Below are 22532 nucleotides of genomic sequence, written 5' to 3'. Positions count from 1 at the left end.
GATGGCAAAGTTCTACAAGATCTGGCTGATCTTCGACCCTCGCCGCGTGTTCGTGGCCCAGGGCGTGTTCCTCTTCCTGCTCGCGGTGATGATCCATCTCGTGCTGCTCAGCACCGATGGCTTCAACTGGTTCGAGATCGCTGCGGCGAAATACGAACGGTGACCACGGCACACCGACATGGCTGCGGGCGGCCCGGGTCGCCCGCAGCAATCCGACACGGCAACACTGACGGCTTTCGGTCGCTCCGGCCAGCCGCCAAACGCGGAGAAAGATAATGGCTTTGCTCAGTTTCGAGAGAAAGTACCGCGTCCGCGGAGGGACGCTGATCGGCGGCGACCTGTTCGATTTCTGGGTCGGCCCCTTCTATGTAGGCTTCTTCGGGGTCACGACCGCCTTCTTCGCCGCGCTGGGGACGATCCTCATCTTCTGGGGCGCGGCAGAGCAGGGAACCTTCAATCCCTGGCTCATCAACATCGCGCCGCCCGATCTCAGCTACGGGCTCGGCATGGCGCCGCTCATGGAGGGCGGGCTGTGGCAGATCATCACGATCTGCGCCATCGGCGCCTTCGTGAGCTGGGCGCTCCGGGAGGTGGAGATCTGCCGCAAGCTCGGCATCGGCTATCACGTGCCCGTCGCCTTCGGCTTCGCGATCTTCGCCTACGTCACGCTGGTGGTGTTCCGCCCGGTGCTGATGGGCGCCTGGGGGCACGGATTTCCCTACGGCATCTTCAGCCACCTCGACTGGGTGTCGAACACGGGCTACGCCTACCTGCACTTCCACTACAACCCGGCGCACATGCTGGCGGTGACGTTCTTCTTCACCACCACCCTGGCGCTCGCCCTTCATGGCGGCCTGATCCTGTCGGCGGCCAACCCCGAGAAGGACGAGGAGGCCAAGACGCCGGACCACGAGGACACCTTCTTCCGCGATTTCATCGGCTACTCGGTGGGCACGCTGGGCATCCATCGCCTGGGCCTGCTGCTGGCGCTCAACGCCGGCTTCTGGTCGGCCATCTGCATCATCATCTCGGGTCCGGTCTGGACCAAGGGCTGGCCCGAATGGTGGAACTGGTGGCTCGAGCTCCCGATCTGGCCCTCTCAGGTGGGGATGTAAGACATGCCGGAGTATCAGAACATATTCACGCAGGTGCAGGTCCGCGGACCCGCCGAAATGGGAATGGACGACAGCGGCCTGATGGCCCAAGAGCGTACCGGCGGCGCAGGGTTCTCGAACCTCCTGGGCTGGATCGGCAACGCGCAGCTCGGACCGATCTATCTGGGCTATGCCGGGGTCATCAGCCTCGTCACCGGGACGCTGTGGCTCAACATCATCGGGTTCAACATGCTCGCCCAGGTGGGCTGGTCGATCCCCGAGTTCATCCGCCAGCTCTTCTGGCTTGCGCTCGAGCCGCCGGGGCCGGAATACGGCCTGTCGATGCCGCCGCTCAACGACGGCGGGTGGTTCATGATCGCCTCGTTCTTCCTTCTGGTCTCGGTGCTGGCCTGGTGGCTGCGCTCCTACCAGCTGGCGCAGGAACACAAGATGGGCAAGCACGTCTTCTGGGCGTTCGGCGCGGCGATCTGGCTCTTCCTGGTGCTGGGCCTCTTCCGCCCGGTGCTGATGGGCTCCTGGTCCGAGATGGTGCCCTACGGCATCTTCCCGCACCTCGACTGGACGACCGCCTTCTCGATCCGCTACGGCAACCTCTACTACAACCCGTTCCACTGCCTCTCGATCGTGTTCCTCTACGGCTCCGTGCTCTTGTTCGCGATGCACGGCGGCACGATCCTCGCGGTGTCCCGCTTCGGCGGCGACCGGGAGCTGGAGCAGATCTACGACCGTGGCACGGCCTCCGAGCGGGCGGCGCTGTTCTGGCGCTGGACCATGGGCTTCAACGCCACGATGGAGGGTATCCACCGGTGGGCGTGGTGGTTCGCGGTGCTGACGCCGATCACCGGCGGCATCGGGATCCTGCTTACCGGAACGGTCGTGGACAACTGGTTCATCTGGGCCCAGGAGCACAACTTCGCACCGGCATACGATGGCTCCTACGGCTACGAGGCCTATGGTTCCTACGAGGCCTTCATCGGACAGGAGAACTGAGATGCTCCCCCAATGGTTCAACAAGTGGAATCGTGAGAACCCCACGAACATCTACGGCCCCGCCATCGGCGTTGGCGTGGTCGGGGGGGCCGTCTTCGTCGCCGCCCTGCTCGTCAGCTGGGGCCAGCCCTACGCGACCGACAGCCTGCAGACGGGTCCGCGCGGCACGGGGATGTCGGTTCCGGAGTTCGAGAGCGATCTCGCGACGCCGGACCCGACCATCGCCGGCTTTCTCGAGACCACCTCCGCGCCAATCCCGCCCCAGGGCGGCGAGGAGACCGCCGGCGACGCGCGGGACAACGTGCCCCCGGGCCTGGAGAACCTGACGGTCGAGAACTACGTCCGTCTGCTCACGGCGATGCGCGCCTGGACCGGGATTCCGGATCTTTTCGAGGATGCGGGATCCTACCAGACCGCGGTGGGCCACGTGATGATCGGCATGACCCAGAATATCAACGAGAACTGGGCCGGGCACGTCAACGCGAACAAGGAGGTGGGCGTGACCTGCTACACCTGCCATCGCGGGCAGCCGGTGCCGAACAACATATGGTTCCGCGCCACGCCCACGGTGGAGACCATGGAAGGCTGGTCGGCCGTCCAGAACCGGGTGACCCCCCTCAGCCAGTACACCTCGCTGCCCTCCGACGCGCTCGAGGAGTACCTGGTGAACTACGGGGTGATCGCGGTGCACGATCTGGAAAGCCGTGTGGAGAACGACATCGCCAACGACCCGCTGATCCAGCACACCGAGCGGACCTACTCGCTGATGAACTACGTCAGCAACTCGCTCGGCGTGAACTGCCTGTTCTGCCACAACAGCCGGGCCTTCTACGCGTCGTCCGGCCAGATCACGCCGCAATGGGCCACCGCCAATCTGGGCATCCAGATGGTGCTCGAACTCAACAACGAGTACCTGATCCCGATCGAGGGGCTCTATCCGCCCGAGCGGTTGGGCCCGGTGCACGGCGACGCGCCCAAGGCCGCCTGCAAGACCTGCCACCAGGGCTACCAGCAGCCGCTGCAGGGCACCAACGTCATCGCCGACTGGCCCGAGCTCGCCACGACGAGCGGGGAGCCGGTCTACGACACGCCCGCGGATCAGGCGGCGCTGACCGAATAGGGGCACGGGGGCGGCGTCGCGCCGCCCCGCCCCACGCCGCGTTCGGGCCGGCCCTGCGAGGGGTGGCCCGGGCGTCGGGGCCCAGGCCCCGGTTCCCTTCCTGTTGGCGACAGGAAACCGGCGCCGCGCCAGCTGCTTGCACTTCGGGCGCGGCGCCGACCCCCGGGTCGGTACATGACGGAGGACACGATGACGTTGCCCCAGACCCCTCTTCTCGACCGTGTCGCCGGGCCCGCGGACCTGCGCCACCTCCCGGACCGGGACCTCGCCGCGCTGGCCGACGAGCTGCGCGACGAGGTGATCTCCGCCGTCTCCGAGACGGGCGGGCATCTGGGCTCCTCCCTCGGGGTCGTCGAACTCACCGTGGCGATCCATGCCGTCTTCAACACGCCGATGGACAAGCTCGTCTGGGACGTCGGCCACCAGTGCTATCCGCACAAGATCCTGACCGGGCGGCGCGACCGCATCCGGACGCTTCGCCAGAAGGACGGGCTTTCGGGCTTCACCAAGCGCGCCGAAAGCGAGCACGATCCTTTCGGCGCCGCGCATTCCTCCACCTCGATTTCCGCCGCGCTCGGCTTCGCCGTGGGGCGCGACATGGGTCAGCCCACGGGCGATGCGATCGCCGTGATCGGCGACGGCGCGATCAGCGCGGGCATGGCCTACGAGGCGCTCAACAACGCGGGCCACGAGGGGCGGCGCCTTTTCGTGATCCTCAACGACAACGAGATGTCGATCGCGCCGCCCGTCGGCGCGATGTCGCGCTATCTGTCGCGGCTTTACGCCAACGAGCCGCTGGCGCGGATGCGCTCGCTCGCCGAGGGGTTCGAGGCCGCGCTGCCCGCGCCCATGCGGGAGGGCGCGCGCCGCGCCCGCCAGCTCGTCACCGGCGTGACCGGGCAGGGCACGCTCTTCGAGGAGCTCGGCTTCGAGTATGTGGGCCCGATCGACGGCCACGACATGAGCCAGCTCCTGCCCGTCCTGCGCGCGGCGCGGGCGCGGGCCACCGGGCCGGTCCTGATCCATTGCTGCACGGTGAAGGGCAAGGGCTACGCCCCCGCCGAAAGCGCCGCCGACAAGTATCACGGGGTGGCGAAGTTCGACGTGGCGACCGGCACGCAGGCGAAATCGACGCCCGCCGCGCCGTCCTATACCGGTGTCTTCGGCGACGCGCTGACCCAGGCGGCGGCGCGCGATCCGAAGATCGTCGCGGTGACGGCGGCCATGCCGGGCGGCACCGGCGTGGACCGCATGGCGAAGCGTTTCCCGGGCCGCGTCTTCGACGTCGGCATCGCAGAGCAGCACGCCGTGACCTTCGCGGCGGGCATGGCGGCGAGCGGGCTGCGCCCGTTCTGCGCGATCTACTCCACCTTCCTTCAGCGCGGCTACGACCAGGTGGTGCATGACGTGGCGCTTCAGGGGCTGCCCGTGCGCTTCGCCATCGACCGGGCGGGGCTTGTGGGCGCCGACGGAGCGACCCACGCAGGAGCCTTCGATATCGGCTATCTCGGCGCGTTGCCGGGCATGACGCTGATGGCCGCCGCGGACGAGGCCGAGCTCGTCCACATGGTGGCCACCGCGGCGGCGTTCGACGAGGGGCCCATCGCTTTCCGCTACCCGCGCGGCGCGGGCGTCGGGGTCGCGATGCCCGAGGCGGGCCAACCCCTCGAGATCGGGCGCGGCCGCGTTCTCCGCGAGGGGACTGACGCGGCGATCTTCTCCTACGGCGCGCATCTTTCCGAGGCGCTCCGCGCGGCCGAGGTGCTGGATCGCGACGGCATCTCCGTCACCGTCGCCGACGCCCGCTTCGCCAAGCCGCTGGACGAGGCGCTGCTGCTGCGACTTGCGCGGAACCACGGCGCGCTGATCACGCTGGAGCAGGGTGCGATGGGCGGATTCGGGGCGTTCGTCATGCACGCGCTCGCCCGGCATGGCGCGTTCGACCGTGGTCTCGCGATCCGCAACGTCGGCCTGCCCGACCGCTACATCGACCAGGCCAGGCCCGAAGACATGTATGCGGCGGCCGGAATGAGCGCGGCGGACATCGCCTCCGCCGTGCGCGACGCGCTTGGCCGCGGCGAGGCGGTCGCTCCGGGCGTCGTGCCGTTCCCTGCCGTGCGTTAGGGCAAGGCAAGGCGGCGGGACCGCCGAAACCACGGCAGCGCCGGCAAGGGCAGCCCTCGGGCGTTCACGCCGGAGCCAGACACGGCTTGCACGCGCGGGCCTGAAGGCTCCATTTCGGCCTCTCCGTCAGCCCGGGCGCCGCGGGTCACCCGTTTCCGACACGCCTGCCCGCGTCCTGCAAGGGGGCCCGGCTGCGCGCGTTGCCGGCCTCTGCCGCCTTGCGGAGCAGGCGTACCAGCTCGGTGCGTTCGGCCGGGTCGAGCCCTGACAGGATCTCGTCCTGAAGGGCACGCACGACGGGATCGGCCTCAGCGAGCAGCGCCTCGCCGGCCCGTGTCGGCCGCAGCACCCGGGCGCGCCGGTCGCGGGCGCTGACATCCCGTTCGACGAGCCCCTTGGCTTCCAGCCTGTCCACCACGCCGCCAATCGTCACGCGGTCGTAGGCGATGAGGCCCGCGAGCGTCGCCTGGTCCACGCCCGGGTTCCGGGCGAGCGCGGAAAGCGCGGCGAACTGCACCGGGGTCAGGTCATGGCCCGCCCGCCGCATCGCGCCGGCGAAGACCGAAACCGAGATCTGGTGCAGCCGCCGGATCAGGTGGCCCGGCATCTCGTGAAGGTCCAGCATCCCGGAAGGGTAGGCGCGTGTCCGATAATTGACAAGTATACTTATCATTCGTACAGGTCGTATGAGAGCCGGCACCGCCGGCAAGGGAGGACTGCATGACCGATTTCCTGTTCGAACCGCCGGCCACGCCGGGTGTTCCCGTTGCGGGCGAGGCGGCGCTCTATCCGGTGGGGCGCATCTTCTGCGTGGGGCGCAACTACGCCGCCCACGCCGCCGAGATGGGGGTGGAGGCCGACCGCGAGGCGCCCTTCTACTTCACCAAGTCGCCCTCGGCCTTCCTCGCCTCGGGCGCGACGCTGCCCTACCCGCCGGGTACGGAGAACTTTCACTACGAGATGGAACTGGCGCTGGCCATCGGCGCGCCGGCCTTCCGGGTAAGCGCGGCCGACGCGCTGGACGCGATCTACGCCTATGGCTGCGCCCTCGACATGACGCGGCGCGACCTGCAGCTCAAGGCCCGCGAGAAGCAGCGGCCCTGGGATCTCGGCAAGGATGTCGAGGGCTCCGCTGTCTTCGCGCCGATGACCCGGGCCGCCGAACTGGGCGAGATCGGCCCGCAGCGCATCCATCTTTCCGTCAACGGCGAGATCAGGCAGGACGCCCGTCTCTCCGACCTGATCCATTCGGTGCCCGAGATCGTCGCGGACCTCTCGAAGTTCTATCACCTGCGTCCGGGCGACCTGATCATGACGGGCACGCCCGCGGGGGTCGGCCCGGTGGAGCCGGGGGACCGGATCGAGGGCGGGGTGGACGGGCTCGCGCCCATCTCGCTCGCCATCGGTCCGGCGGAGTAGCCCCGTGACCCAACGGCCCGTCCTGATCGCCGGAGGCGGTATCGGTGGCCTCGCGGCCGCCATCGGCCTCGCCCGTGCGGGAATCCCCGTGCTGGTGCTGGAGAAGGCGCGCCAACTCGGCGAGATCGGCGCGGGCATCCAGCTCGGCCCGAACGCCTTCCATGCCTTCGATTATCTCGGCGTCGGAGAGACGGCGCGCAAGATGGCGGTCTACGTGGACAGCCTTCGCCTGATGGACGCGCTGACGGCGGAGGAAATCTGCCGCATCCCGCTCGGAGAGGCGTTCCGCGCACGGATGGGCAACCCCTACGCCGTGGTGCACCGGGGCGAATTGCACGGCGTCTTCCTCAAGGCGTGCGAAGCGCATCCGCTCGTGGAGCTGCGGACCTCGTCTGCCGTCGCGAGCTACGCGCAGGACGGCGAGACCGCGACCGCGATCCTCGAGTCCGGTGAGCGCGTGACGGGCCGCGCGCTTATCGGCGCCGACGGTCTCTGGTCGCCCATACGCGCGCAACTCGCGGGGGGCGGCGCGCCACGCGTTTCCGGCCACACCACCTACCGGAGCGTGATCCCGGTCGAGGAGATGCCGGAGGAGCTGCGCTGGAACGCCGCGACGCTCTGGGCCGGTCCGAAGTGCCATATCGTGCACTACCCGCTCTCGGGCTGGAAGCTCTTCAACCTGGTCGTGACCTATCACAACCATGCAGCCGAGCCGGCGGCGGGCAAGCCGGTCTCGCACGACGAGGTGCGCCGCGGCTTCGAGCATGTCGCGCCGATGGCGCGGCAGATCATCGAAAAGGGACAGGACTGGAAGCTCTGGGTGCTTTGCGACCGGGAGCCGGTGGCGAACTGGGTGGACGGGAGCGTGGCGCTTCTGGGCGATGCGGCGCACCCCATGCTGCAATACATGGCGCAGGGCGCGTGCATGGCGATGGAGGACGCGGTGGCGCTCGCCCACGAGATGGAGGCGGCCGGCGGCGATGTCGCGGCGGCGCTTCCGGCCTACAACGCGCGCCGCGCGCTGCGCACCGCGCGGGTGCAGCTCCAGTCGCGCGCGGTGGGCGAGCATGTCTACCACCCGGCGGGGGCCCATGCGGAGCTGAGGAACGCGATCATGCGGGCCAAGAGCCCGGAGGACTGGTACGACACGGTGGATTGGCTCTACGGTTCCACCGGGCTCGAGGGCGCGGTCTCGCAGGAGATGCGCGGCCGCCGCGCCGGCTAACCCAGCGCCACGTCGAGAATCAGCATCACGACAAGGCCCACGGTCAGCCCGGCGGTCGCCTGTTTGCGGTAGCCGGAGCGGTGCGTCTCGGGGATGATCTCGTGGCTGATGATGTAAAGCATCGCGCCCGCCGCGAAGGTGAGGCCCCAGGGCAGAAGAGGCTCGGCAAGCATGAGCGCGGCGGCGCCCAGAAGGCCCCCAACCGGCTCCACCAGCCCGGTCAGCGTGGCGATCAGCACGGCGCGGCCCGGAGGATAGCGTTCGCCCACGAGCGCGAGCGCCACCGCGAGCCCCTCGGGCATGTTCTGAAGCCCGATCCCGAGGGCGAGCGCGGCACCCTTGCCCACGTCGCCGGAGGCGAAGCCCACGCCCACCGCCATGCCTTCGGGAAAGTTGTGCAGCGTGATGGCGATGACGAAAAGCCAGATCTTCTCGAGCCGTGTACCCGACGGGCCCTCGGGGCCCGAGACGAAATGCCGGTGGGGCACGCGCTCGTTCAGAACCCACATCGCGGCCACCCCGAGCAGGATCCCGGCCGAGGCGATGAGCGCCGGGGGCAGCCGCCCATCGTAGCGCTCGCCGGCGTGGTCGATCGCGGGCAGGATCAGCGAGAAGAAACTCGCGGTCAGCATCACGCCCGCCGCGAAACCCAGAAGCGTGTTCGACGTGCGTTCGGACACGCGGCGTCCGAAAAGGACCGGAAGCGCGCCGGCGCCCGTCATGAGCCCCGCGCCAAGGCTGCCCGCGAGACCGAGGATGACCGGATCGCCCGGTTGCATGTCCGCGGACCCCGGGGCGCGCGGCTAGGCCATCACGCGGCCGAAGATCTCCGCCCGGTGCCGCTCCAGGTAGATCCGGAGCCAGCGCGTGAACCGGTCGGCGTCGCGCGAGACCTCCTCCCCGAGCGTGGAGAGCGGAAGCGAGCGCGTCGCCATGACCTCCTCTGGGTCCGGTGCCGGCGCGATACGGCGCCCGGCCCGGGCGACGAAGACGTCCACGACCTCGTGTTCGATAAGGTTCCCGCCCACCGGCGCGCGGTATTCCAGCTGTCCGCGATAGGTCAGCGGCAATCCCTCGCTGCCGAGTTCTTCATGCAGGCGGCGGCGCGCGCAGTCCTGCGGCGCCTCGTCCCAGCCCGGATGCGTGCAGCAGGAATTCGCCCAGAGCCCAGGCGTGTGATATTTCCCGAGCGCCCGGCGCTGGAGCAGGACCTCGTCGCCGTGCATCACGAAGACCGACACCGCCTTGTGCCGCAGCCCGCGGCGATGCGCCTCCAGCTTCTCGACCGGCGTAAGCGCGCCGTTGACCCAGGCGGGGACGGTGAGGCTCATGTATAGGTTTCCCTGACGATCCCGGAGAGGTGGGCGAGGTTCTTCAGCCCGATCTTTATATGGGCGAGCGGGCGGGATTTCACGAGTTCCTTGTTCATGTAGGCCTCGAAGGTCAAGCGCTGCACGTCCACGTCGTGGCACAGCGAGACGAAGCGTTCCCGCCGCGCATCGGAGCGGTAATAGGCGTCCTGCATCACGCCGAGGATCTTGAAGACGCTCTTGTGCTCGCGCATGAAGAGGTGCCGGGCGAGCTTGAGCTTGGCGGTCTGGCCCGAGGTCAGCGTCGCGGCGGCGGCCGCGGCGGCGACGCGCCCGCCCATCATGGCATAGAAGATCCCCTCTCCCGAGGAGGGTGCGACGACGCCCGCCGCGTCGCCGGCAAGCACCACGTCGCGGCCGTTGTCCCAGCGGTCGAGTGGCTTGAGCGGGATGGGCGCGCCCTCCTTCCGGATGGTCGGGCAATCGGCAAGGCCGGAGGCCGCGCGCAAATCGGCGGTGGCCTGCTTCACGTCCACCTCCTTCACCATGCTGCCCATGCCGACGCTCGCCGACTTGCCGTGGGGGAACACCCAGCCGTAGAAATCGGGCGAGATGCGCCCGTCATAGACGACGTCGCAGCGCTCGGGGTCGTAGCTGCCGATCTTGCCGGGCGCCTCGATGATCTCGTGATAGGCGATCACGTAGGGGATCTTGTCGCCGCCCGGCACTTCCTGCCGCGCCACGCCGGAACGCGCGCCGTCCGCGCCGATCACCAGCGTCGTGGTCAGCCGCCGGGTCTCGCCCGTCTCCTTGTCGCGGAAGACGACATGCGTGCCCGTCTCGTCGCGCTCGATCTTCGTGAACGTGCCGCGGTAGCGATCCGCGCCCGCGGCCTCCGCGCGGTCGCGAAGGAAGGCGTCGAAATGCTCCCGGTCGACCATGCCGACGAAGCCGTTCTCGATCGGGATGTCGACCTGGCGGCCGGTGGGCGAAATCATCCGCGCCGTGGTGATCTTGGCCACGAGCTGGTCCTCGGGAATGTCGAAATCCCGGATCGCGCGCGGCGGGATCGCGCCGCCGCAGGGTTTTATGCGCCCCTCGCGGTCGATGAAGGCGACCTTGCGGCCCTCGCGGGCGAGGTCTTCCGCGGCTGTGGCACCCGAGGGGCCAGCCCCCACGACGACGACATCATACATCTTTCATTCTCCCGGCATCAGCGCCGCGCCACGTCCGGCGCGGGTGGTTTCGATCACGCGGAGCGCCATCAGCGCCGCCACGAGGAAAAGAGTGGCCTCGGCCAGGAAGACGGCGCCGAAGGCGGTCGCCTCGCTGTCGAAGAGGCGGCGCATCAGGTCGGCGCCGGCCGCGCCGGCCAGCCCGCCGAAGCCCGCCGCGATGGCCTGCGCCGCACCCCAGAGGCCCATGCGCGTGCCTTCGCGCGTTTCGCGGCCGCGGCCCGCAAGCGCCATCATGGAGCCGATGGCGGCCACCGCGAACACCCCGTTGAAAAAGCCCAGCGCCACGACGGCGGGCATCAGCAGCGGCCGAAGCCCGAGACTGCCCGCGGTGGCGATGACGATGAGGCTTGCCGCCGAGCCGAGGCAGCCCGCGATGACCCAGCTGCGAAGACTTCCAAGCCGGAAACCGGTCGCGGCAATGCCCACGAGCAGCATGCCCAGAAACACGCCGCCGTTCTGCGCGCCCGACAGCGTGGTGGACTGTCCCGGCGTCAGCCCGAAGACGAGGCCGGCGAAGGGTTCGAGGATCAGTTCCTGCATGAAATAGGCGGTCATGGACAGGAAGACGAAGATCGTGAAATTGCGGGCATGAGGCTCACCCCATACCTCGCGCAGGCCCTCGCGAAAGCTCATCTCGTCATGCGACGGCTGCGCCGCGACGCGACGCTCGATCCCCCAGACGGAGACCAGGGTGAGAAGGACCGCGCTGCAGGTCACGACGGCGACGATGCGCAGCAGGAGCGCGTGGCTGTAAGGCTCCAGGAAGGCGCCCACCGTCCCCGCGGTCACGGCGATGCCGAGAATCATCATCAGCCAGGTGATCGTGGCCGCCGCGGCGCGGCGGGGCGGCGCCGTGGCGGTGGCGAGCAGGGCGAGCAGCGAGGTGCCCGAGGCGCCGACGCCGATCCCGATCAGCGCATAGGCGAGGATCGACACCGAAAGGCCGAGTGCGAAGCTCGTGTCCAGAAGGACGACGCCCCAGGCCGCCCCGAAGCCGCCGGCCGCGAGGACCGCCATGCCGCCCACGATGAAGAGCGTCCGGTTGCCGCCCGCGTCCGACAGGAAGCCCCAGTTCGGGCGCGTGATCTGGATGCCGTAATGCAATGCGACCAGAAGGCCCGGCAGCACCGCGGGCAGCGCCAGTTCGACGACCATCAGGCGGTTGAGGGTGGAGGTCGTGAGCACCACGATCGCGCCGAGGCTCATCTGCACGAGCCCCAGCCGGAAGATCGATAGCCAGGACAGCGTCATCCCGCACCTCCCAGCACGCGAAGCGCGAAGGCCGCGATCATCATGCCCGAGACATACATCGCCACGCCCGTGCCGTTGAACCATGGCGCCTTGCCCTTCGGGTCGCGCATCATCACTTGCGCCGCCCAGATCTGTCCGAGGATCAGCACCGCGATCGCCGCCGCGTGCCATTCGCGGCCCCAGCCGGCGAGCAGCGTGAACACCACGATCTGCGGCAGGATCATCACCCATGCCGCGACCCGGGCCGCGCGTTCCGGGCCCAGAACGACCGGCAGCGATTCGACCCCGGTCTGACGGTCGCCTTCCAGCGCCTTGAAATCGTTCAGGGTCATGATGCCGTGCGCGCCAACGCCGTAGAGCAGGGCGATGGTCACGATCTCGGGCGAGGGCGCGCCCGCCGAAAGGACGGCCGCGCCGGTGAACCACGGCAGCGTTTCGTAGGAGAGGCCGACAAGGCCCGGCCCGGCGATGCCAGACCGCTTCAGCCGCACCGGCTCGGCCGAATAGGCCCAGGCGGCGATGACGCCCACCACCGTCGCGCCGAATCCCCAGGGGCCCAGCTGCCAGCCGACGACGAGCGCCAGCGCCGACATCGCGAGCGCTATCCAGAGGCCCCAGCGGCCGGGAATGCGCCCCGAGGGGATCGGGCGGTCCGGTTCGTTGATGGCGTCGACCTCGCGGTCGCACCAGTCGTTCGCGGCCTGGCTCATCCCGCAGACGAGCGGGCCGGCCAGCACCACGCCGAGCAGCACGAGGCCCAGACTGTCGAAAGGGTTCGCGCCGACCGAGACGAGGCCGCACAGGTAGGCCCACATCGGCGGAAACCAGGTGATCGGTTTCAGAAGCGTCAGAACCGCCCCGGGTTCAGGCAGCCGACGCTCGGACTGTAAGTTTTCCAAGACACTCATGTGTCAAGTAAACTATACAATCGAGAGTCGCGAAAGGGTTTTCTTGCCTGTCGCGCTTTATTCGTCGGGGTCGTTGCTGCTGTCGATGAGGCCGTATTTGCGGAGCTTCACGTAGAGGCTTTGCCGGGACAGGCCGAGCATCTCGGCCGCGGCCACGCGGTTGTTGTCGGTCAGGCGGATCGCCGTCTCGATGCAGAGCTTTTCCACGACGTCGGTCGTCGCGCCGACGAGTTCCTTGAGCGACGCGGTGCCCACGAGGTCCATCACGTTCTGCATGGCCTCGTCGCTGACGGCGGCGCCGGCCTCGGCGATGCCGCGCGGCTGGGACGTCGTCACGTCACGGAGGATGAAGCCGATGCCCCGGTCCACGCGGCCGCGAAGCCTGGCGGCCGAAAGCTCGACGGTCGCGCGCATGCCGACGACGCTTTCGAGTTGTGCCGCGTACCCCTTGATCTTGCCGGTCTTCTCGAGCGCTTCGAGAATGAGCTTCATGTCGACCGAGCCGCGGGCGAGGAAATCCGCGATGGAACGCCCTTCCACGTCGCGCTGCTGCGCCGCGTCGGTCAGGCGCAGGAACCCCTCGTTGGCCTCGCGGATCACGCCCTTGGCGTCCGTCAGCACGATCGCGTCCGGCGTATACTCGTAAAGCCGGGCGAGGCTACGGGCAAGCTCGCGCCCGGTTCCCTCCTCGTCCGACAGGGCCTCGATCCGGACCAGCATCGACACCTCGCCGGAGGCCCGGAAGAACTCGGGAAGGAGCCGCACGTCGCGGGCGGTGCGGCGCACCACGGCCGGAACGCCGGTGCCGTGTTCGGATGCCGCGGCGGTCTTCAGGCTCTCGCCGAACTCGCCCTTGCGCCGGCCCTCGAAGCACTGGGCCAGGGCGCTGGCGCTCAGGTTGTCGGTCTTCACGCCCAGCAGATCCATCGCGGCACGGTTCATGTCGATCGCACGCCCGGACTCGGGATCCACGGTGATCATGGGTGTGGCGGCAGCATCGAACACGACGCGATACCGCGTCTCCACGCCGCGGAACCGCTCGAGGTCGCGTTCCCGCGCCATCTGCTCGCGCACAAGGCGTTGCTGCAGATCCGCGAAGGGCTGCATGTCGCGCCCCAGAAGCAGGATGCCGTTGTCTTCGCCGGTGTCGTGGAGCGTGTAGCGAATGGGAAATTCCCAGTTCGCGTTGTCGACGTGGTTGAGCTCCATCGGTCGCACGATCGCATCGCGGTCCGACAGGACCGTCGCCATGCGATCTTCGAACTTGGCCCTGCTGTCCTCGGAGAGGAAGTCCCGGAAATCGCGGCCCACCCAATGGTCGAGGCAGCCGAGATAGGGGCTGTCGGGGCTGACCGAGATGCCCTTGACCTTGCCGGTCCTGTCGATTGCCACCGCGATGTCGGCGAACTGCTCGATGATGCGCTCGACGCGGGACGGCGCGGGTAGTACGCCGACGCGTACCCGTTCATGCATCCGTCCCTGCTTGGTCACGGCGTCCTTCCTATCGCTGCGCCATGAACCCCGTGTTCATGACGACTGCTCCATAGATAGTGGTTCGACCCGGGATGCAACAAGGCCACAGGCCTCGATCGCGCCCTGTGTCGTCATCGCAGCATGATCGGCGCCGCATCTTGCCAGCAAATCGGGCACATGGCCCACGGCCTGGCCGCCCACCACGACTGGCGGAAGCGATCCGCACGCCGCGCGGAGGTGGCCGATCAACGCTCCCACGCGGTCCACGGCGCGGTCGGTCGCGCAGCTTACGCCGATCATGTCGAAACCGCCCGCCGCGATCTGCCCGGCAAGCTCATCGGGGTGGCCGCCGATCGCCATCCGCACACGGTGGCCCAGCCGGTTGAACTGGTCGGCCGCGACGAAGGCGCCAAGCGCGTGGTTTTCGAACTCCGGCACGACGACGAGAATCGCCAGCGTCTGCGGCGCGGCCTGGGCCGGGGCGGGAAGCGGGCCGGAGGCGCGGCGGTCGCGAAGGATGCGCTGAAGCCGTGCGGTGCCCGTGGTGACGTCCACGAAGCTTACCTCGTCGCGGACCCAGCGATCGCCGAGACGCGCCGCCGCGCGCGGGATGATCACGTCGTGGATCGTGTCGGTGCTGAAGCCGCTCGCGACAAGCGAGGTGATCGTGCGTTGATGAGAGGTCTCGACCTCGGCGAGCAGCGCGTCGCAAAGACGCTCGACCCACCCGTCGATGCTGTCCGGCGCGGTTTCCTGTCGGGATTCGGCCAGCAGGCGGATCGCGGACTCTGCCAGCGCCTCGATGGTCGTGCCCGAGTTCCGCTCGTCTTCGCGCGCGCACTCCAGATTGTTGGATACGGGATGCATTCTGTCCTCCGTCAGCAGGCGCAAGGGATCCTCGCCGGCAACCCGCCCGGCCGATCCTGTCGAAAACAGTGCGTACTGCTCGCCAACGCTGTCAAACGATCGTGACACATCGCGCCCGCGCGATGGCGTAGCGCCCTGTTTTTGCCACAAAAAATTTTTCCGAAATTTCAGGTGCTTTCGTTTGGAAATCAAAAACAACGGAGTTTCATGGCCGCATGGGGTGTGAGTCGGATAAAACTGACAGTCTGGGGGTCGCCAAGGTGTAAATTATTATTGACACTTTCGCGCCCGGCCCCGTAGCATCCATCCAAGCACACTGGAAACCGCGGAGGACCGATGGCGCCGCACATGCAGACACAGCCAAGCTCCGGCGCGCCCCTGCTTTACACCCCGGAGCAGCGCGCCCGCCGCGATTCCACCATCTGGACGCCGGTCCAGGGCGTGCTCGCGCCGCTGCAGTTCCTGGTGTTTCTCGTGTCGCTCGCCCTCGTCCTGCGCTTCCTTCTGACCGGCGAGGGTTACGCGGCCGCGACATGGTCCGTCGTGATCAAGACCGGCGTGCTCTACACGATCATGGTGACCGGCGCGATCTGGGAAAAAGTCGTTTTCGGCCAGTATCTTTTCGCGCCCGCCTTCTTCTGGGAAGACGTGTTTTCCTTCGCGGTGATCGCCTTGCACACCGCCTATCTCTACATGGTCTGGTCGGGCGGCTTTTCCGCGAACGCGGAGATGGCGATCGCGCTGGCGGCCTACGCCGCCTACGTCGTCAACGCCGGCCAGTTCCTCTGGAAACTTCGCATGGCGCGCCTCGGAGCGCAGGCCGCCGATGCCGCTGCAGCGCGGGAGGCCGCATGACCCGTAATTTCGCCCCGCCGCCCGCCGCCGGATGCCGGACCGCGCCGATTCTCAAGGAGCGCGGCCAGCGCGAGGTGTTCTGCGGTCTGACGGGAATCATCTGGCTGCACCGCAAGATGCAGGACGCCTTCTTCCTCGTGGTCGGCTCGCGCACCTGCGCGCATCTTCTGCAGTCCGCCGCGGGCGTGATGATCTTCGCAGAGCCGCGTTTCGGTACCGCGATCCTCGAGGAGCAGGATCTCGCGGGTCTCGCGGACGCGCACGCGGAGCTCGAGCGCGAGGTGGAGCGCCTGCTGTCGCGCCGGCCCGACATCCGCCAGCTTTTCCTCGTGGGCTCCTGCCCGTCGGAGGTCATCAAGCTCGACCTCGCGCGCGCGGCCGAACGGCTCACGCAGCGCCATGCCCCGCGGGTGCGGGTGCTGAACTACTCCGGCTCGGGGATCGAGACGACCTTCACCGAGGGAGAGGACGCCTGCCTCGCCTCGATGGTGCCCGTGCTGCCTGAAACCGATGCGCGCCAGCTCATGCTGGTGGGGGCGCTGCCCGACGTGGTCGAGGACCAGGCGCGCGACCTGCTGGACAAGCTCGGCGTCGGGCCGGTCACCGTGCTGCCCGCCGCGCGGGCGAGCGACCAGGTGGCGGTCGGGCCGAACACTGTCGTCGCGCTGACGCAACCCTTCCTGGGCGAAACGCTGTAATGCCTCGAACGCCGCGGCGCGCGGCATCTGCCCGCGCCCTTCCCCTTCGGCGAAGAGGGCACGACCGCGTGGCTGCGCGCCGTCGCGGCCGAGTTCGGCGTGTCGGATGAGCGCTTCGAGGAGGTCACGGCCGCGCCGCGCGCCCGCGCGCGCAAGGCCGTCGCCCAGGCGGCCGAGGTCCTGAACGGGCGCTCCGTCTTCTTCTTCCCCGACAGCCAGCTCGAGATCCCGCTCGCGCGCTTCCTGACGCGCGAATGCGGGATGGACGCGGTGGAGGTGGGCGCGCCCTACATCAACAAGCAGGTGGTCGGGGTCGACCTCGACCTGCTCGCCGAGGGTCCGGTGCTCTCGGAGGGGCAGGATGTGGACCTGCAGCTCGACCGCGTGCGCGCCGCGCGCCCCGACCTCACGGTCTGCGGCCTGGGCCTCGCCAATCCGCTGGAGGCGGAAGGGCTCACGACGAAGTGGGCGATCGAGCTCGTCTTCACGCCGGTGCATTTCTACGAACAGGCGGGCGATCTGGCCGGGCTCTTCTCGCGCCCGATCCGCCGGCACGACCTGCTGAAGCTGGAGGCCGCGGAATGAAGCTCTCGGTCTGGACCTACGAAGGCCCGCCCCATGTCGGCGCGATGCGCGTCGCGACGGGCATGAGCCGGCTGCACTACGTGCTGCACGCGCCGCAGGGCGACACCTATGCCGATCTGCTGTTCACCATGATCGAGCGGCGCGATCACCGCCCGCCGGTCACCTACACCACCTTCCAAGCGCGCGACCTGGGCAGCGACACCGCGGACCTCTTCAAGACCGCCTGCCAGGACGCCTACGACCGTTTCCGGCCGCAGGCGATGATCGTCGGCGCCTCCTGCACCGCGGAGCTCATCCAGGACGACCCCGGCGGCATGGCCGAGACGATGGGCATGCCGGTGCCGATCGTGCCGCTGGAGTTGCCAAGCTACCAGCGCAAGGAAAACTTCGGCTGTGACGAGACCTTCTTCCAGCTGGTGAAGGCGCTCGCGCGCCCGGTGGAGAAGACCGAAGAGATCACCGCCAACCTGATCGGGCCCACGGCGCTCGGCTTCCGCCACCGCGACGACATCGTCGAGGTGACGCGGCATCTGGAGGAAATGGGCATCGGCGTGAACGTCGTCGGCCCCATGGGCGCCACGCCCGAGGACCTCACGCGGCTGGGCGCGGCGCATTTCAACGTGCTGATGTATCCCGAGACCGCCGAAAGCGCCGCGCGCTGGATGGAGCGCGAACTCGGCCTGCCCTTCACGAAGACGGTGCCGATCGGCGTGGGCGCGACACGCGATTTCCTGCAGGAGGTGAGCGACATCACCGGCCTGCCCGTCCGCGCCGACGAAAACCGCCTGCGCCTGCCGTGGTATTCGGCGAGCGTCGATTCGACCTACCTTACCGGCAAGCGCGTCTTCCTTTTCGGCGACGGCACCCATGTCGCCGCGGCGGCGCGCATCGCGCGGGACGAGATGGGCTTCGAGGTGGTGGGCCTGGGCTGCTACAACCGCGAGCAGGCCCGCAACATCCGCCGCGTGGCCAAGGAGTACGGCGTCGAGGCCACGGTCACCGACGACTATCTCGAGGTCGAGGCCGCCATCGAGGCCGCCGCGCCCGAGATGATCCTCGGCACGCAGATGGAGCGCCATATCGGCAAGCGCCTCGGCATTCCCTGCGCCGTGATCTCAGCGCCCGTGCATGTTCAGGACTTCCCCGCCCGCTATTCGCCCCAGATGGGCTTCGAGGGCGCGAACGTGATCTTCGACACCTGGGTGCACCCGCTGGTCATGGGCCTCGAGGAGCACCTGCTGCACATGTTCCGCGAGGATTTCGAGTTCCACGACGAGGCGGGGCCGTCGCATCACGCGGCGCATTCCCCGGCACGGCGCCCGGCGGCGACGGTGCAAGAGGGGGGCGCTGCCCCCCGTCCGGCTGCGCCGGACGCCCCCCGGAGTATTTCTGTCCAAGAAGAAGGGCCGGGCGCGACGTCGGGCGGCATCGAGATCGTCTGGCGGCCCGCGGCGGAAAAGGAGCTCAAGAAGATCCCCTTCTTCGTGCGCGGCAAGGCCAAGCGCAACACCGAGGCCTTCGCGCGCGAGCGCGGGGTGGCCGAGATCGACGTCGACACCCTCTACGAGGCGAAGGCTCACTATGCGCGATGACGGGATGATCAAGGGCCGGATGCCCGGCTACCGCGTGACGATCATCACGCTCGATTCCCACGCGGCGAGCGCCTGCGACCGGGTCGCCGAGCGGCTGTCGCACGAGTTTCCGGGGCTGTCGGTGTCCCTCCACGCGGCGGCCGAGTGGGGCGAGACGCCCGGCGCTTTCGAGCGCGCGGTCGAGGCGGTCGAAAGCGCGGACATCGTGATCGCCAACCTGCTGTTCCTCGAGGAGCACGTGAAGCCGATCCTGCCGCATCTTCAGGCCCGGCGGGATCACTGCGACGCGATGGCGGGCGTGATCGCCGACGCGCAGATCGTCAAGCTGACGCGGATGGGCACACTCGACATGGCCGCGCCCGACAGCGGCGTGCGCAAGCTGATCAAGCGGCTGCGCGGTTCGTCCAAACCCTCGTCGGATTCGGGCGAGAGCAAGATGCGGATGCTGCGGCGCCTGCCGAAGATCCTGCGCTTCATCCCGGGCAAGGCGCAGGACCTGCGCGCCTGGTTCCTGGTGATGCAGTACTGGCTCGGCGGGTCGGACGACAACATCGAGTCGCTGATGCGCTTCCTGATCTCGCGCGACTGCCGCCACGAGGCGTGGCGCGGCGGCGAGGCCCCGGCCCCGGTGGAGTATCCCGACACGGGGCTTTATCACCCCGATCTTCCCGGCCGCATCACCGAGGATCCCGCAGAGATGCCCGCGCCGCAGGGCGCGCGCGGCACCGTCGGTCTTCTGATGATGCGCAGCTACGTCCTTTCGGGCGACACCGCGCATTACGACGCGGTGATCCGGGCGCTGGAAGCGAAGGGGCTGCGCGTTCTGCCGGCCTTCGCGGGGGGGCTCGACGGGCGGCCCGCGATCGAGAAGGTCTTCCGCGACGAGGCCGGCGCCACGATCGACACGCTGCTTTCGCTCACGGGCTTCAGCCTCGTGGGCGGGCCCGCCTACAACGACAGCGAGGCGGCGGTGGGCGTTCTGAAGGCGCTCGACGTGCCCTATCTCGCCGCGCATCCGCTGGAATTCCAGACGCTGGCGCAATGGGCCTCCTCCGCGCAGGGCCTCGGCCCGATCGAGACGGCCATGCTGATCGCGCTGCCCGAACTGGACGGCGCGACGAACCCCTGCGTCTTCGCGGGCCGGCACGGGACCGAGCCCTGCCAGGGCTGCCGCTACGCCTGCCACGTCGAGCAGGAGAGCCGCGACATGGCGCCCTGCCACGAGCGCATCGACAGCCTCGCCGAGCGGGTGGAGCGCCAGATCCGCCTGCGGCGCAAGCAGAACGCCGAGAAGAAGGTGGGCGTCGTTCTCTTCGGCTTCCCGCCGAACGCCGGCGCCGTGGGCACCGCCGCCTACCTCGCCGTATGGGAGAGCCTCTACAACACGCTGCACCGCATGGCCGCGGCCGGCTACGACCTCGATCCGCCCGAAAGCGTCGAGGCGCTGCGCGCGGCGGTGCTGGAGGGCAACGCCCGGCAATACGGGCAGGAGGCGAATGTCGCGGCCTATGTCAGCGCCGACGAGATCGTCCGCAACACCCCGCCGCTGAAGGTGATCGAGGCCGTGTGGGGCCCGGCGCCGGGCAAGATCCAGTCGGACGGGCGCGGCGTCTTCGTGCTGGGCCACCAGTTCGGCAACGTCTTCGTGGGTATCCAGCCCGCCTTCGGCTACGAGGGCGATCCGATGCGCCTGCTCTTCGAGAAGGGCTTTGCGCCGACGCACGCCTTCGTCACCTTCTACCTCTGGCTGCGCAACACCTACGAGGCCGACGCCATCCTGCATTTCGGGATGCACGGCGCGCTGGAGTTCATGCCGGGCAAGCAGGCGGGAATGGGCGCGATGGACTGGCCCGACCGCCTGATCGGCGAGATGCCGAACATCTACCTCTACGCCTCGAACAACCCGTCGGAGGCGAGCCTCGCCAAGCGCCGGTCCGGCGCGGTGACGATCACGCACCTGACCCCGGCGCTGGCCGCGTCGGGCCTCTACAAGGGGCTGTCCGAACTCAAGGACTCGCTCACGCGCTGGCGCGCGATGGCCGGGGACGACCCCTCGCGCGCCGAACTCGAGACGCTGATCGCCGAGCAGGCGGAGGCGGTGGACATGGGCGGCCAGCCGGCCGAGGCGCTGTGGCTGAAGCTGCTGGAGACCGAGGACGCGCTCATTCCCGAGGGGCTGCATGTGCTCGGCCGGCCGATGACCGAGGCGCAGAAGGCCGACTACCTCGCGCTCATCGAGGACCTGGACGAGGAGACCCGGGCGCGGGTGGCCGAGCTTATCGGCGGCGACCACGAGATTCCCGCGATCCTCAACGCGCTCGAGGCGCGCTACACCGCGCCGGTGCCCGGCGGCGACCTGATCCGCTCCACCGACGTGCTGCCGACGGGGCGGAACATCCACGCCTTCGATCCCTTCCGGATGCCGACCGAATTCGCCTGCCGGGAGGGGGCCAGGCAGGCCGAGGTCCTGCTTGCGACCCACGAGGAGGTGCCCCGGAGCATCGCGGTCGTGCTGTGGGGGTCCGACAACATCAAGTCCGACGGCGGGCCGCTCGCCCAGGCGCTGGCGCTTCTCGGGGCGCGGCCCCGCTTCGACAGTTTCGGGCGGCTCGCGGGCGCCGATCTCATCCCGCTGGAAGAGCTGGGACGCCCTCGCATCGACGTGATCATGACGCTTTCGGGCATCTTCCGAGACCTGCTGCCGCTGCAGACCCGGATGCTGGCGGAGGCCGCCTGGAAGGCCGCCACCGCCGACGAACCCGCCGAGATGAACTTCGTGCGCGCCAATGCGCTGGCCTATGCCGAGAAGATCGGCTGCGACATGGAGACCGCCAGCCTGCGCGTCTTCTCCAACGCCGAGGGCGCCTACGGCTCGAACGTGAACCAGCTCGTGGACAGCTCCGCCTTCGGCGACGAGGACGAGCTGGCCGACGCCTACCAGGCCCGCAAGAGCTTCGCCTATGGCCGCGACGGCAAGGCCGCGCCGCAGGGCGAGCTTCTGGGGGAGGCGCTGAGGGACGTGGAGCTTGCCTACCAGAACCTCGAATCCGTCGAGCTGGGGGTGACCACGGTCGATCATTACTTCGACACGCTGGGCGGCATCAGCCGGGCGGTGAAGCGCGCGCGCGGCGGGCAGGAGGCCAAGGTCTACATTTCCGACACCACGCGCGGGACCGGCAAGGTCCGCACGCTGGCCGACCAGGTGTCGCTCGAGACGCGCTCGCGCTCGCTCAACCCGAAATTCTACGAGGCGCTCCTGAGCCACGGCGCCGAGGGCGTGCGCCAGATCGAGGCGCAGGTGACCAACACGTTGGGCTGGTCGGCCACGACCGGGGCCGTGGAGCCCTGGGTCTACCAGCGGATCTCGGAGACGTTCGTGCTGGATGCGGGGATGCGGCAGCGGCTGGCGGATCTGAACCCGACGGCGTCGAGCCGGATGGCGAACCGGCTGCTCGAGGCCGCGGACCGCGCCTACTGGCAGCCCGACGCGGCGACGCTCGCGGCGCTGCAGGACGCGGCCGACGCGCTGGAGGACCGGATGGAAGGGATCGCGGCGGAATGAGCGGGGCCTGCGCATACGGCACGGTTGCCAGGGGGCGCTGCCCCCTCGGCCTTCGGCCTCACCCCCGGAGTATTTCCGCCAAGAAGAAGTATCGGCGCGGCGCGAGACAGGGACGCGCCGTCACGGACGAGAAAAGGAGACGCCCATGAGCCCGCTCGACAGCAAGCTGCCCCCGGCCGCGAGAGCCAACGCCCGCGAGC

The 22532-nt window shown here is 68.9% G+C and carries 18 protein-coding genes and 1 pseudogene; 11 read left to right on the top strand and 8 right to left on the bottom strand.

What is annotated here, in order from left to right; genetic code table 11:
- The first annotated feature begins 1 nt into the window (after nt 1).
- From pufA to dxs, 5 genes are all read left to right on the top strand, one after another.
- A complete protein-coding gene (gene pufA, locus AB6A65_RS12755) occupies nt 2-163 on the top strand; it encodes a light-harvesting antenna LH1, alpha subunit (protein WP_371038768.1) in 162 nt (53 codons plus the stop codon).
- A gap of 112 nt (nt 164-275) precedes the next feature.
- Nucleotides 276-1115, top strand: a complete 840-nt coding sequence (gene pufL / locus AB6A65_RS12750; protein ID WP_371038767.1) for a photosynthetic reaction center subunit L — start codon at nt 276-278, stop codon at nt 1113-1115.
- 3 nt (nt 1116-1118) lie between these two features.
- Nucleotides 1119-2105, top strand: coding sequence for a photosynthetic reaction center subunit M (gene pufM / locus AB6A65_RS12745; protein WP_371038766.1), 987 nt, complete (start codon nt 1119-1121; stop codon nt 2103-2105).
- 1 nt (nt 2106) lies between these two features.
- Nucleotides 2107-3225, top strand: a complete 1119-nt coding sequence (pufC, locus tag AB6A65_RS12740; protein ID WP_371038765.1) for a photosynthetic reaction center cytochrome PufC — start codon at nt 2107-2109, stop codon at nt 3223-3225.
- Nucleotides 3226-3414: 189 nt separating this feature from the next.
- Nucleotides 3415-5349 (top strand): 1-deoxy-D-xylulose-5-phosphate synthase, encoded by a 1935-nt coding sequence (gene dxs / locus AB6A65_RS12735; protein ID WP_371038764.1) that lies wholly within the window; start codon nt 3415-3417, stop codon nt 5347-5349.
- A 145-nt stretch (nt 5350-5494) separates the two neighbouring features.
- On the opposite strand, the gene AB6A65_RS12730 is transcribed toward dxs, so the two are convergent.
- On the bottom strand, nt 5495-6022 hold the full coding sequence (locus AB6A65_RS12730; RefSeq protein WP_371038763.1) for a MarR family winged helix-turn-helix transcriptional regulator: 528 nt from the start codon (nt 6020-6022) through the stop codon (nt 5495-5497).
- 47 nt (nt 6023-6069) lie between these two features.
- Between AB6A65_RS12730 and AB6A65_RS12725 the strand changes: the two genes are divergently transcribed.
- Both AB6A65_RS12725 and AB6A65_RS12720 read left to right on the top strand, forming a co-directional pair.
- Nucleotides 6070-6768 (top strand): fumarylacetoacetate hydrolase family protein, encoded by a 699-nt coding sequence (locus tag AB6A65_RS12725; RefSeq protein ID WP_371038762.1) that lies wholly within the window; start codon nt 6070-6072, stop codon nt 6766-6768.
- A 4-nt stretch (nt 6769-6772) separates the two neighbouring features.
- A complete protein-coding gene (locus AB6A65_RS12720) occupies nt 6773-7993 on the top strand; it encodes a 3-hydroxybenzoate 6-monooxygenase (protein ID WP_371038761.1) in 1221 nt (406 codons plus the stop codon).
- Here AB6A65_RS12720 and AB6A65_RS12715 read toward each other — a convergent pair.
- Genes AB6A65_RS12715 through AB6A65_RS12685 form a run of 7 tightly spaced genes read right to left on the bottom strand, consistent with a single transcriptional unit; the run spans nt 7990 to nt 15238 of the window.
- Nucleotides 7990-8772: a ZIP family metal transporter gene (locus tag AB6A65_RS12715; protein ID WP_371038760.1), complete on the bottom strand. Its 783-nt coding sequence runs from the start codon at nt 8770-8772 to the stop codon at nt 7990-7992. The genes AB6A65_RS12720 and AB6A65_RS12715 overlap by 4 nt on opposite strands.
- Nucleotides 8773-8796: 24 nt before the next feature.
- Nucleotides 8797-9324 carry an isopentenyl-diphosphate Delta-isomerase gene (locus AB6A65_RS12710; RefSeq protein ID WP_371038759.1) on the bottom strand — a complete coding sequence of 176 codons (528 nt, stop codon included), beginning with the start codon at nt 9322-9324 and terminating at the stop codon, nt 8797-8799.
- Nucleotides 9321-10499: a geranylgeranyl diphosphate reductase gene (locus AB6A65_RS12705; RefSeq protein ID WP_371038758.1), complete on the bottom strand. Its 1179-nt coding sequence runs from the start codon at nt 10497-10499 to the stop codon at nt 9321-9323. Before AB6A65_RS12705 ends, AB6A65_RS12710 begins: the two co-directional genes overlap by 4 nt.
- Before the next feature lie 3 nt (nt 10500-10502).
- Nucleotides 10503-11792, bottom strand: coding sequence for a BCD family MFS transporter (locus AB6A65_RS12700; protein ID WP_371038757.1), 1290 nt, complete (start codon nt 11790-11792; stop codon nt 10503-10505).
- Nucleotides 11789-12700, bottom strand: a complete 912-nt coding sequence (gene chlG, locus AB6A65_RS12695; RefSeq protein ID WP_371038756.1) for a chlorophyll synthase ChlG — start codon at nt 12698-12700, stop codon at nt 11789-11791. The genes AB6A65_RS12700 and chlG overlap by 4 nt, the downstream gene beginning before the upstream one ends.
- Before the next feature lie 57 nt (nt 12701-12757).
- Nucleotides 12758-14191, bottom strand: a complete 1434-nt coding sequence (gene ppsR, locus AB6A65_RS12690; RefSeq protein ID WP_371038755.1) for a transcriptional regulator PpsR — start codon at nt 14189-14191, stop codon at nt 12758-12760.
- Between the two features lie 36 nt (nt 14192-14227).
- Nucleotides 14228-15238, bottom strand: coding sequence for a B12-binding domain-containing protein (locus tag AB6A65_RS12685; RefSeq protein WP_371038754.1), 1011 nt, complete (start codon nt 15236-15238; stop codon nt 14228-14230).
- Between the two features lie 150 nt (nt 15239-15388).
- Here AB6A65_RS12685 and bchF point away from each other — a divergent pair, with 150 nt between their 5' ends.
- From bchF to AB6A65_RS12665, 4 genes and pseudogenes are all read left to right on the top strand, one after another.
- The gene (bchF, locus tag AB6A65_RS12680) at nt 15389-15895 is read left to right on the top strand and encodes a 2-vinyl bacteriochlorophyllide hydratase (RefSeq protein ID WP_371038753.1); all 507 of its coding nucleotides are present in this window, start codon (nt 15389-15391) and stop codon (nt 15893-15895) included.
- Nucleotides 15892-17178: pseudogene (locus tag AB6A65_RS12675) on the top strand (ferredoxin:protochlorophyllide reductase (ATP-dependent) subunit N). Before bchF ends, AB6A65_RS12675 begins: the two are co-directional and overlap by 4 nt.
- Complete coding sequence (gene bchB, locus AB6A65_RS12670) at nt 17175-18770, top strand: ferredoxin:protochlorophyllide reductase (ATP-dependent) subunit B (protein WP_371038752.1); 1596 nt, start codon at nt 17175-17177, stop codon at nt 18768-18770. Before AB6A65_RS12675 ends, bchB begins: the two are co-directional and overlap by 4 nt.
- Nucleotides 18760-22332 (top strand): magnesium chelatase subunit H, encoded by a 3573-nt coding sequence (locus tag AB6A65_RS12665; RefSeq protein ID WP_371038751.1) that lies wholly within the window; start codon nt 18760-18762, stop codon nt 22330-22332. The genes bchB and AB6A65_RS12665 overlap by 11 nt, the downstream gene beginning before the upstream one ends.
- Nucleotides 22333-22532: the final 200 nt, after the last annotated feature.

Source organism: Rhodosalinus sp. FB01 (assembly GCF_041365715.1).
Taxonomy (GTDB): domain Bacteria; phylum Pseudomonadota; class Alphaproteobacteria; order Rhodobacterales; family Rhodobacteraceae; genus Rhodosalinus.
Note: the sequence above shows the minus strand (reverse complement) of the source record. Positions and strands in the feature narration are given on the sequence as shown.